We start from the raw sequence: 12,586 nt of genomic DNA, 5'->3' as shown, positions 1-12,586 counted from the left end.
ACTAGCAATAAAAGCTAACACAGAAACTACAAATAAACATTAGGCATTACTTCCCATGCCCAAGGTTTTTTAAAAGTTTTGAAAGTTCTGAGCTGCGAAAAATATAAAACTTCACTTGTTTTTCGGTTAGCAATATCCCTTCTGTGCAGATTACCAACAGTGGTAAATAATTCACGGGTTTTGAAATCGTAAACCCTTTCAGTCATATCGCCGCTATTTTGGTTAAAATAAAGATTGATCGCACTCGTTAAAAACCAGTCTTTATTTTCGAATTTAAAAGTGTAACCCAGTTCCCAGCGCCATTCAGAACCACCCTGGAAACGAAGGTAGAGTTGTTGGTCTTTAATGGCAATCTGCTGCAGTGGATCCCCCAATTTACCACCTTCTTCCGAACGTAGTATGAAATCGTTGTTTTGGGTTGATAAGCTATAAACCCCTGTTGATTTATCTTTAAAAAAGATAGCCAAAATTCTCGGTTTTTGCGTTTCCTTTATAATATCGGTGTTATTATCGCCATATACACGTGTTTCGTCTATGGTTTTGTTAAATTCAAAAACTACCGCTAAATCACCTGAGGCATCGTTGTTCAGGTCTCCATAAACCTGATCGATAACAGTCCAGTTTACAGGGGTAAATTGTTCAGCAGAAGCCCCCTGTGCTTTAATTTTAGGGAATATAAATGTTTTTTGCGCAAAGCCGATTTGCACACAGAGCATCAGGATGTAAAAACAAAAAACTTTCATTCAGGCAGAAAACGTGTTGATTTAGGGTTAAAACGTTTGGATTGGTGTTTTAGTTTGTGTTGTTGCGAGGTATGAAGCAATCTAACTAATTTAATGAAAACCAAATTCTCCTTTTCTAATCATAAAGTCGTTTCTTACAGCGTTTAGCGATAATCTTTAAAAATCCCTTACTTTTGCAGAAAAACAATTCCCTTTGAAAACCGAAATATTTGCCATTACACCGCCATTTACCCAACTGAATACCCCATATCCAGCAACGGCATATATAAAAGGTTTTCTGAATACTAAAAATATCAGTGCCGCACAGGCCGATTTAGGTATTGAGGTGATTTTGGAATTGTTCTCTAAAAAAGGGCTGCAAGCTTTATTCAGTCACACCGACCGAAGTTTATGTGTTGATGATCCAAATCCTAAAAGCGATAATGCTAAACGTATTTTCGCTTTACAAGATGAATATTTAAAAACCATCGATGCAGTGATTGCATTTTTACAGGGCAAGAATCCAACTTTGGCATTGCAGATCTGTAGTGACGATTTTCTACCCCAAGCTTCACGGTTTGCTACTTTAGAAGAGTTGGATTGGGCTTTTGGCGCAATGGGTACGCAGGATAAAGCGAAACATTTGGCTACGCTTTATCTTGAAGATATATCTGATTACATCGTAGAATGTGTTGATGAGAATTTTGGTTTTAGCCGTTATGCAGAACGTTTAGGTAGAAGTGCTAATTCCTTTGATGAACTGTACGATGCTTTGAATAAGGAACCAACCTATATTGATCATATCCTGATTTCGGTTTTAAAAGAGAAAATCGAAACGGTTCAACCTAAATTGTTCCTGATTTCCGTCCCTTTTCCGGGCAATTTGTATAGTGCTTTTCGTTGTGCACAATGGATCAAGGCCAATCACCCGGAAATTAAAATATCTATGGGCGGTGGTTTCCCGAATACCGAATTAAGATCATTGTCGGATGCAAGGGTTTTTGAATTCTTTGATTATATCACTTTGGATGATGGCGAATTACCGATTGAACTTTTATATCAAAATATTACACATCCGGTGCCTGCTGAAGCTCATTTTTATAAAAGGACTTTCCTGCTCGAAAACGGCAAGGTGGTTTACCGTAACGATGCTTTCAGAAATGATTATAAGCAAGCTGATGTAGGTACGCCAGATTATAGTGGATTGTTATTGGACAAGTATATTTCGGTAATTGAAATCGTTAACCCCATGCACCGCATGTGGAGTGATGGGCGATGGAATAAACTCACCATGGCACATGGTTGCTATTGGGGCAAATGTACGTTCTGCGACATTTCGCTTGATTATATCAAAGTTTACGAACCCGTTGCGGCCAAAATGATTGTAGACAGGATTGAAGATTTATATGCTAAAACAGGGCAAAATGGTTTTCACTTTGTTGATGAGGCTGCGCCACCTGCACTTATGCGTGAGGTAGCCTTAGAAATTATCAGAAGAAAGTTAGCCGTTACCTGGTGGACGAACATCCGTTTTGAAAAAAGTTTTACTCAAGACCTGTGTTTATTGTTAAAGGCATCTGGCTGTATTGCGGTTTCAGGCGGACTGGAAGTTGCCTCAGATCGTTTGTTAAAGCTGATCGATAAGGGCGTAACGGTAGAACAAGTGGCTAAGGTTACCCGCAATTTCACCCAAGCTGGAATTATGGTACATGCTTATTTAATGTATGGTTACCCCACACAAACAGTGCAGGAAACGATAGATAGTTTGGAGATGGTACGTCAGTTGTTTGAGGTCGGGGTGTTACAGTCAGGCTTTTGGCATCAATTTGCCATGACGGCGCATAGTCCTGTAGGGATGTACCCGGAAAAATTTGGGGTGGTAAAAGACACAGATGCAATTGGCACTTTTGCTAATAATGATATCAATTATACCGATAAAACGGGTATTGACCACAATAAATTCAGCTACGGGTTGAAAAAGTCACTTTTCAATTTTATGCATGGTATCTGTTTTGATTATGAACTGCAAGATTGGTTTGATTTTAAAATCCCAAGAACGAAAATTCCAGCAGATTTTATTGAGAAGGCTTTAAATGATGGAGACCAGTTTAATACGAAACCTACTGCAAAAGTAGTTTGGATAGGGGGAAGGCCTTCTGCTGAGTATTTTACCAAATCGAAAAAAGGGAATACCTGGGAAATGGCATCATTAACTTTTCACGATAAAAAAGAAAGCTTTACCGTGCAAACCAATAAAAACGAAGGAACTTGGCTAAGCACTATTTTAAATAAAATCTCGATCTCCAATGAAAAGGTCTTTACTTTTCAGGAGGTTAAAGCCGATTTTGAGCGTGAAATGGAAAATTTCGAGCTGTTCTGGTATTCTAAACCTATTAATACGCTAAGGGAATACGGCCTGTTGGTGCTATAAGCCCTTATCACAATAATCGTCATTTCGACTGCAGTGTTCCAAGGGAACTCATTCGGAGGTGAAATTCATTATAATAGATCTCTCTATTTCGCTTCGCTTCAATCGAGATGACGAATCCCTATTAAAAACGAACGTAAGCACTACTACATCTTCATCTTAAAATGCGTCAGGAAATAAATGATGCAAATCAATATAATCGAATTTAATATCAGTAATAACCAGGAAACAATAGATTTCCGGTCTTTCATTACTGCTATAAAAGCAGTAATATAAGCCATTGCAACCAGCGCTAAAAACAGGTTTATGGTTTGGACACCCAAAATGTAATACCCATTGTACGAAAAAACCAGTGCACTGAGTAATAAGAATACGACTGATGCGGTAATATATAGTTTGTTGGGTTTCATATGGCGTTAATTTACTGTAAAAGACATGTAAGTTGTATTACATGTCTTTTACGGTGTTGATAGAGTTTAATCACAGTGCGGAACAGTAAATGTCCAGGTTTCTGAATCGGTAGCTGGAACAATATAGCCGTTTCCTCTGGTATTTTCGAACCATAACTTACCCCTAAGTTTTTCTCTGGTTCCCACTTCATTTAAAGTAGCACTGTCGTAAAGTCGGCCATTGATCATTACATATTTGATTTTCTCCGAATTACGGATATCATCTAAAGGATTGGCATCCATAATCACCATATCGGCCAGTTTACCAACTTCTAACGAACCAATTTCTTTGTTCATACCCAAATAACTAGCACCATTTAAAGTGGCTGCCCTGATGGCTTGCATAGGTGTAAAACCACCCTGAACAAACATCCATAACTCCCAATGTGCACCTAAACCCTGGATTTGCCCGTGTGCACCAAGATTAACTTTCGTGCCGCCATCAGCAATTTGTTTAGTCGCTTTTGCAATATCGATGTGGTTGTAATCGCTGTACTCAGAAGTTGTTCTACGTCTTGCTCTCGCATCAATAATTGAGCGGGGCGTATAAGTCATTAATTTTTCGTTCTCCCAAACATTGGTTCTGTCGTACCAGTAATTTTCGCCCCATTGGCCACCGTATGCTACAATTAAAGTAGGTGTATAGGCCACATCAGTATTGTTCCAAAGCGTGGTAACATCTTTATAAACCGGTATAACAGGAATACTATGTTCTATTCCGGTATGCCCATCGGCAACCATATTCATGTTGGTGAAAAAAGTAGAGCCACCTTCAGGTACAACCTCCATATTCAACTGTCGAGCAGCTTCTAAAATCTGTTGACGCTGCTCTCTACGTGGTTGATTATACGATTTTACTGAAAATGCACCAACAGCCTTTAACCGGCGCAGATTAGCCAAAGCATCATCTAAGCTATTAATTACAACTTTGAAATCGCCATCAGCTCCATATAAAATAGATCCTGTCGAATAAACCCTTGGACCAATCATTCTGCCGGCTTTAAGCATTTCGCTCTGGCTAAAAACCATTTCGGTATTACTCGATGGATCATGTGAAGTGGTTACACCAAAAGCCAAATTAGCCATATAACTCCAATCGTTCTGTGGGCTTATTCCATCCGGACTGGTACGCAAGTGGGCGTGAACATCAACAATGCCCGGCATAATGGTTTTGCCATTTACATCAATTACCTTAGCGTTGGCCGGAATGCTTACTGCATCTGCTTTTCCTATTGCAGTAATTTTATTTCCATCGGTAATGATGGTTCCATTTTCAATAACTTCATCTCCTTTCATCGAAATAATCCTCGCACCCTTTAATGCCACTATTCCGGTAGGTATGTCAGACTTTAATACCAGATTGATGTCGATAGAAGAGGCTTCGGTTTTAGGTGTGGTTCCATCAAAGTTGAAGGCATTATTTACATCAACGGTAAAATATTTTGGTCCCAATGTCCAATGCAGGCTTTTACTATCGGCGCTCCATTGAATATATGTTCCGCCATCGGTAGTTACTTTTGTAACCGGAATGGCTTTATTACCTGCCGAGGCATCCTGCGCCGTACCAATATTGATCATTGGTGTGATGTATACGTTAAATAACTCGTTAAATGCCAACCACTTATTGTCCGGGCTGATAACAAACTGATTTGCATACTGAGAAGTAAAGTGTGTTCTTTCGTTCGCTCCGTTTAAATCGATACTTTTTAACGCTTTTTTACCATCAGCATAACTCTGGAAATAAATGCGCGTATCGGTATTATTAAACTGTGGGCGGATTCCATTATCTAAAATCAACGTTTTTGCACCGCCATTAGCTGGCATCATAAAGATGCCTGTGCCACGGCCATAGTTATAACCTAAAACATCATTACCGCTTCCTTTTCTGAAAACGATTTTATCACCTTTTGTTGAGTATTGAGGAGAATAATAAAAACCTTTTTCATCAGTTAGCATAATGGTTTTTCCTGATTTTACATCGGTACGCTTTATTGCTCCACGTAATTCATCACTCCAGGTGGTATAAACAACATATTTTCCATCAGGACTAAAGGCGGGTTCAAATTCGAAATCTAATCCATTGGTTAACCTTTCTGGTTTTCCTGCTGGTAATTCTTGTTTGTATAAGTATCCTGCAGCATTAAAGACAATTATTTTTCCGTCAGGCGAAGTGCTTAACTGTCTTAACATTTTGGCCGAAAATTCATTATTGAAAACCTGTTGCTCAAAATGTAATGCTTTTTGTACGGTTTGAATCGTATTGGCCTGAAAAGGAATGGTGCTGTTGATCAGTGTACCAATTTCTGTTTTTCTGATTTTTCCTTTTGCATAAAAAACGATGCTTTTGCTATCTGGAGTCCAGGCAAAATTTGGATACACACCAAAAATCGCCCAGGTTTCTTGTTGATCATGAGATAAATCTTCATTTACCGGCCATTCTTCTCCAGTCTTCAGGTTCTGAACATATAAAGTAGATTTTAACCTTACACGCTTTACAAAAGCAATCAAATTTCCATCTGGAGAAACCTGCGGGCGACAGGCACCACCTTGCTCATTAATTAATGTGCTTAGTTTTCCTGTTGTCAAATCCAGTTGACGAATGGCATAAATGGTTCCATTAGGGTCTTTACTATATTCGAAATTAGGCCCCGGACTCACATCTTCACTAAAGTAAACATATTTGCCATCTGGCGAAACGTTAGGTTCGCCCGCATCCTGCTGATCGTTTTTACGTTTGGTTAACTGTACGCCATCTCCACCGTTTATACTATACATCCACATTTCGCCCGCTCCTAACGATCGGCTTGCGGTAAAATGTTTTCTGGCCACTAAGTATTCGCTATTAGGCATCCAGGTGGCATTATTCAATAATCTGAAACTCTCTTTGGTAACCTGTTTTTTGCCAGAACCATCACGGTTCATAATCCATATATTATCTCCACCGCTTTTATCGCTAGTGTAAGAAATGTATTTTCCGTTAGGGCTAAAACGAGGCTGAACATCCCAGGCAATACCACCACTAATGAGTTTCGCAACTCCACCGCTAATCGGCATTACGTAGATATCGCCCAGTAGATCAAAGGCAATTTCCTGCCCGTCAGCGCTTACATCAAGGTTCATCCAGGTACCTTCATCAGTATTTAAAGTGAAGTTTTTTGTGGTACCCTGGTATTTTTCGATATCCCATTTCTTCTCTTGAGCGTTTGAACTGAAAAATAATAGGGAAAGAGCGGATAGAAAATAGAGATGTTTCATTATATTTTTGATGGTTATTTAAACAATTCGTGTATTTTTCTCTGGAGTAATTTTTTGTCAGGTAATTGGGTTTTATACTCAGCTACCAAAGTAGGAGAGAGACTTCTGCTTAATGCATATTCTACTACTTCGTTGTCTTTATCCTTGCAAAGTAGAATGCCAATACTTGGATTTTCGTTTGATTTTTTAACGTCTCTATCTAAAGCTTCTAAATAGAAGTTTAATTGGCCTAAATGTTCGGGTTTGAATTTGTCAACTTTTAATTCAAATGCCACTAAACATTGTAACCCCCGATGGTAAAAAAGTAGATCGATATAGAAATCACTATTGCCAACCTCTATTTTATATTCTTCACTAATAAATAAAAAGTCTTTCCCGAGTTCAAGAATGAAATTTCTCATTTCCATAACTAAGCTTTTTTGTAACTCGCTTTCGTTATGGGGTTCTGAAAGATTAAGGAATTCGAATACATAGCTATCTTTGAAAACGGTTTCTATATCATTTTGTAAAACTCTCAACACTGTTGAGAGTTTTGTATTTCCTATAATCGATCTTTCAAAAAAGCCAGCTGAGATTTGGCGATCGAGTTCTCTAAAAGAATAATTTTCATTTTTAGATAATTTAAGGTAAAATTCACGTGCTTCAGGACTACTGCATCGAGAAAAAATAGCTAGATTGTGCGACCAGCTAATTTCTCTCAGCAGTGATGAGAGTTTTGGATAATCTTTATAACTTTCATAAAACTGTTTCATCCGCCAAAGATTCTTATCCGAAAAACCCTTTAAATCTGGTTCATTTTTTGATAAAAATTCGGCCAGCTGCTTTACCACAGATTGTCCCCATTCGGCATTTTTAACTTTGTTGTGGATATACTCGCCAATATTCCAATATAAGTTAATTAATGTAGAATTTACAGTCTTTAGGGCAGCCGTTCGGGCATTTTTGATTAAGCTAATAATATCTGTAAACTGCGTTTCTAACATGTAATTTTCTTAATGAGCAAAGTTAATAATCTTTTCTAAAGATGATTTTTTCAATTTCTAACAATAAATAAGTAGCGATTTTAGATTAAATGTATAGTTTTGATACCGCCGATTTATGACAGCAATAGAGATTTTACAAAAATATTGGGGACATCAAGCTTTTAGGCCTTTACAGGAAGATATTATTTCCTCGGTTTTAACAGGAAAAGATAGTTTAGCATTATTGCCCACAGGAGGTGGTAAATCGATCTGTTTTCAGGTTCCTGCTTTGGTTAAAGAGGGGATTTGTATTGTAGTTTCGCCGCTAATTGCCCTGATGAAAGATCAGGTAGAGAACCTGAAATCGAAAGGGATTGAAGCTATCGCCATTTATGCCGGAATGGGTAAACGAGAAATCGATATCTTGCTGGATAACTGTATTTATGGAAAAATCAAATTCCTCTATTTATCTCCGGAGCGTTTGTTGTCTGATTTAGTGCGCGTTCGAATTTCGTACATGAACGTAAATTTAATAGCTGTAGATGAAGCGCATTGCATTTCGCAATGGGGTTACGATTTCCGTCCGCCATACCAACAAATCGCCAAACTCCGCGAAATCCTTCCAGGTGTTCCGGTTTTGGCACTTACGGCAACCGCCACTGAGTTTGTTCGGAAAGATATTGTAGAGAAGCTTGAAATGAAAGACCCACAGGTTTTTGTTAAAAGTTTTGCCAGGGATAATTTAAGCTATGTGGTTTTCGGCAATGAAGACAAATACAAAAAGCTGATCGATATTTGCCAGAAGGTAAAAGGCACAGGTTTAGTTTATGTACGTAACCGCAGGGAAACCGCCGAAGTGGCCAATTTTATCAATAGAAATCAGATTAAAGCCGACTTTTACCATGCCGGATTAGAACGGGATGTACGTTTTTTAAAACAAGAAGAGTGGAAAAATAACAAAACTAGAATCATGGTAGCTACAAATGCTTTCGGGATGGGGATTGATAAGGCAGATGTTCGTTTTGTGGTGCATTTAGATTTGCCCGAAAGTTTAGAAGCCTATTATCAGGAAGCAGGCAGGGCAGGGCGCGATGAAAAACGAAGTTACGCGGTTCTTCTAGCTAATCAATCTGACGTTCTGGGCTTAGAATCCAGGTATCTCGATAGTTTTCCTACTCCGGATGAGATTAGAAAAACCTATCACTACCTCGGCAATTATTTTCAATTGGCATTTGGTGCAGGTGAAGGTTTAACTTTTACTTTTGATGTAGCTGATTTCTGCAAGCGTTTCAATATTAGTGTTTTAAAAACAATTTCAGCGCTGAAGTTTTTAGAGCATGACGGTTATCTTACCTTATCTGAAAGTGTCTTTCTCCCATCGAGAATGATGTTTATTGCCAGTCATGAAGATATTTACCGTTTTCAGATTGAAAACAAGGCTTACGATGGTATTATAAAGACCATCCTGCGTTCGCATGGTGGCGCTTTCGACGGTTTTGTTAAGATTAATGAGGCCGATTTAGCCAAGAAAACAGGATTGTCGTATAAAGAAATTATTGCACTACTTAATAAATTGCAGGCCATTGAGTTACTTACTTATACTCCGCAAACCGATCAGCCGCAATTGCAATACGTTAGACCGAGGGTAGACATGGATCATTTCGATCTGGACGTGAAATACCTGGAGCTGAGAAAGGAAATCTTACACAAACAGATCAACGCGGTAGTAGCTTATGCTTCATCAAATTTGTGCAGGAGTATTCAGCTGCTTTATTATTTCGACGAACATCATGCTGCAAAATGCGGGGTATGCGATGTTTGTCTGGCTGAGAAAAGAGCCGAAAATCAGAGCCAGATGGAGGAGGAGATTGAATTTGAGATTGTTTCTTTACTGCAACAACAGCCGCTAAGCCTTGATGATCTGGTTACAAATATTAAAAATGGTGCCGAAGCCGAAAGGATTGATACCATTAGGGAATTATTAGATGCCGGTAAGATTAAGACTGATGGGAAGAAATATTATCTTTAGAAGTGAGATGTGAGAAAAATGCCAATAAAGTTAGCAATAAAATATTAGTTTTGTAATGAACTATTTAATCTGTATAATCAAACAATCAATGTAATCTTCCGCGAAGCGAAAAAACAAATGATAACAAAAAACAATAAGAAAACCATCCGTTCGTGGGCATTTTTCGATTGGGCAAACTCTGCCTATAACTTAGTCATCACTTCTACCATTTTTCCGGCTTATTATACCATTATTACCACCACCAAAGCGCATGGTGATAAAGTGGAGTTCTTTGGCAGGACTTATGTAAACACTTCGCTTTCCAACTACGCCTTATCATTTGCTTATCTGATTATGGCTTTTGCTTTGCCAATACTTTCATCCATTGCCGATAGAAGAGGGAATAAAAAGTCGTTTATGAAATTCTTTACCTATGTGGGTGGAGCGGCCTGTATCGGTTTATATTTCTTTAAATTGGATACACTCGAAATGAGCATCATTTTGTTTGCAATAGCTGCAATGGGGTATATTGGAGGGGTATTGTTCAGCAACTCTTATCTGCCTGAAATTGCAACCGAAGAACATCAGGATCGTGTGAGTGCACAAGGTTTTTCGTATGGGTACATCGGCTCGGTTTTACTTCAATTGATTTGTTTCCTATTTGTGCTAAAACCGGAATGGTTTGGTATTACTGATGCCTCATTCCCACCAAGATTATCTTTTTTATTGGTTGGTGTATGGTGGATCGGTTTCTCTCAGATTCCTTTTTCGGCACTTCCGAACGGAACACCTCAGCACGACAAGGTAAAAACGAATATCCTTAAAGATGGCTTTAGTGAGTTATCTAAAGTTTGGGCACAAGTAAAAGAAATGAAAGTTTTAAAAGGATTTTTAGTTTCTTTCTTTTTCTACTCTATGGGGGTGCAAACCATTATGCTCGCTGCTGCCGGTTTCGCTGAAAAAACGTTAAAACTAGGAACCGCAAAATTGATTGCGGTGATATTGATCATTCAGCTTGTTGCTATCCCTGGCGCCATGCTTATGTCGTATTTAGCTAAAAAAATAGGGAATATAAACGTATTGATTATGGTAGTTGTAGTATGGATAGGTTGTTGTGTTTTTGGTTATTACATCACCAACGAATATCAATTTTACTCACTGGCGGCCATTGTAGGCTTAATTATGGGCGGAATTCAATCTCTTTCACGTTCTACCTACTCTAAATATTTACCTGTTAATACAAAAGACAGCACTTCATTTTTCAGTTTTTATGATGTAACGGAGAAACTGGCAATTGTAATCGGCCTTTTCAGTTTTGCTTACATTGAAGATTTAACCGGAAATATTCGCTACTCAATTATCGCTTTGGCATCATTTTTTATTGTCGGGTTAGTTCTTTTAGTACTTCTAAGAAAAAACGAACATAAAGAATCGCTAAAATTGTAAGTTTGCAGTCGTTAAGAATATTATGAAAGTAGAATTATTTGTGCCTTGTTTTGTAGATCAGCTCTATCCGGAAACCGCTTTTAATACTTTAAGGTTATTAGAAAAATCGGGATGTGATGTAACCTACAATTCAAAACAAACCTGTTGTGGGCAACCTGCCTATAATGCGGGTTATTGGGATGAAGCGAAAGAAGTGGGTACAAAGTTTCTGAGCGATTTTACCGAAAATACCTATGTGGTTGCACCATCGGCATCGTGTGTAGGCATGGTAAAAGGTGGGTTTAACGATCTGTTTACCAATACCATTGTGCACAACAAATGCCGGAGTTTGCAATCGAACATCTGGGAACTTTCTGATTTTCTGGTAAACGTAGCCAAAAGAGATTATTTCGGCGCTGAATTGGAAGGAAAAGCCGTTTACCACGATTCCTGTAGCGCATTGCGTGAGTGCAAAATCAAAGATGAACCTCGCCAGTTGCTTTCTAAAGTACACGGCTTGGAAATGATCGAAATGGAAGATACCGATATGTGCTGTGGCTTTGGCGGAACTTTTGCGGTTAAATTCGATGCCATTTCGTCGGCAATGGCCGAACAGAAAGTTAATCATGCACTGGCACAACAGGCAGATTATATTATTTCAACAGATTTGTCTTGCCTTTTACACCTTCAAGGTTATATCGATAAAAATAACCTCGCCATTAAGACCATGCACATTGCTGATGTGCTTTGCAATGGCTGGCTGGAAAGTACAGAATATTAGTTTAAACCTGCAGGGGCTTGTTCTAGCAAATAATGAGGCCGGCCACAAATACTTAAATGTGTTAAGTTGACTTAGATGATCAATATTATTTTGAAAATCAGGGTTTGGCACCTTTAGGTTACCACAGCCCTGCTATCACTCCAAGTCCTTCCCGATGAATCGGGATACCTCGCTCCGGGCTTTCCGTTCTATCAGGTTTATTTAACTCAGGCCTGTAGTGCTATTGAAATTAAACTTTGCAGTTTTTTACGGTGCGCTTGCGTTAGGGATTGTAAGGGTTCTGTGCTGATTCTTATCGGTACCGGAGCAAAGCGCAGCCCTGCAAAGAGTCCGACCTTTGCGCAGCTTAGGCAACGCCCAAATCAATATACACCTTACATTTTTTATTAGGGCCCACCTCCAGGAATTTCAAACACTGCTTTTCCAATAAAAAGAATCGATATTGTAAAAATTAAATTACTTTCATCCTTAAATCTGCATTTTGAGGGTTTAAAGCAATTTTTAACACAATTTAACACGTTTTACATTAAAACCAACAATATCTTTGTTAAACCTT

Annotated in this window: 8 protein-coding genes; 4 read left to right on the top strand and 4 right to left on the bottom strand. The window is 38.6% G+C overall.

The features are described from left to right. Window positions 1-26: 26 nt before the first annotated feature. A complete protein-coding gene (locus tag AC07VK_RS06310; protein WP_492959117.1) occupies window positions 27-743 on the bottom strand; it encodes a hypothetical protein in 717 nt (238 codons plus the stop codon). 193 nt (window positions 744-936) lie between these two features. On the opposite strand from AC07VK_RS06310, the gene AC07VK_RS06305 reads away from it, so the two are divergent. Further along, window positions 937-3,153, top strand: a complete 2,217-nt coding sequence (locus tag AC07VK_RS06305; RefSeq protein WP_492959115.1) for a B12-binding domain-containing radical SAM protein — start codon at window positions 937-939, stop codon at window positions 3,151-3,153. 143 nt (window positions 3,154-3,296) lie between these two features. Here the strand turns inward: AC07VK_RS06305 and AC07VK_RS06300 are convergent, their stop codons facing one another. The 3 genes from AC07VK_RS06300 to AC07VK_RS06290 all read right to left on the bottom strand — a co-directional run bounded on the left by AC07VK_RS06300 (window position 3,297) and on the right by AC07VK_RS06290 (window position 7,837). After that, window positions 3,297-3,560, bottom strand: a complete 264-nt coding sequence (locus AC07VK_RS06300) for a hypothetical protein (protein ID WP_492959113.1) — start codon at window positions 3,558-3,560, stop codon at window positions 3,297-3,299. Window positions 3,561-3,626: 66 nt separating this feature from the next. Further along, window positions 3,627-6,854 (bottom strand): amidohydrolase family protein, encoded by a 3,228-nt coding sequence (locus AC07VK_RS06295; RefSeq protein WP_492959111.1) that lies wholly within the window; start codon window positions 6,852-6,854, stop codon window positions 3,627-3,629. A gap of 14 nt (window positions 6,855-6,868) precedes the next feature. Then, window positions 6,869-7,837, bottom strand: a complete 969-nt coding sequence (locus AC07VK_RS06290) for a PDDEXK nuclease domain-containing protein (protein WP_492959109.1) — start codon at window positions 7,835-7,837, stop codon at window positions 6,869-6,871. 115 nt (window positions 7,838-7,952) lie between these two features. On the opposite strand from AC07VK_RS06290, the gene AC07VK_RS06285 reads away from it, so the two are divergent. The 3 genes from AC07VK_RS06285 (at window position 7,953) to AC07VK_RS06275 (ending at window position 12,030) form a co-directional block, all read left to right on the top strand. Then, a complete protein-coding gene (locus tag AC07VK_RS06285) occupies window positions 7,953-9,845 on the top strand; it encodes a RecQ family ATP-dependent DNA helicase (RefSeq protein ID WP_492959107.1) in 1,893 nt (630 codons plus the stop codon). A gap of 117 nt (window positions 9,846-9,962) precedes the next feature. Next, window positions 9,963-11,270: an MFS transporter gene (locus tag AC07VK_RS06280; protein ID WP_492952225.1), complete on the top strand. Its 1,308-nt coding sequence runs from the start codon at window positions 9,963-9,965 to the stop codon at window positions 11,268-11,270. A gap of 22 nt (window positions 11,271-11,292) precedes the next feature. Continuing rightward, window positions 11,293-12,030 (top strand): (Fe-S)-binding protein, encoded by a 738-nt coding sequence (locus AC07VK_RS06275; RefSeq protein WP_492952226.1) that lies wholly within the window; start codon window positions 11,293-11,295, stop codon window positions 12,028-12,030. The last annotated feature ends 556 nt before the right edge of the window (window positions 12,031-12,586 follow it).

This window comes from Pedobacter sp. GW821-FHT01D05, from assembly GCF_059422505.1.
The sequence above is the reverse complement of the archived record's forward strand: the minus strand, read 5'-3'. Positions and strand labels throughout refer to the sequence as shown.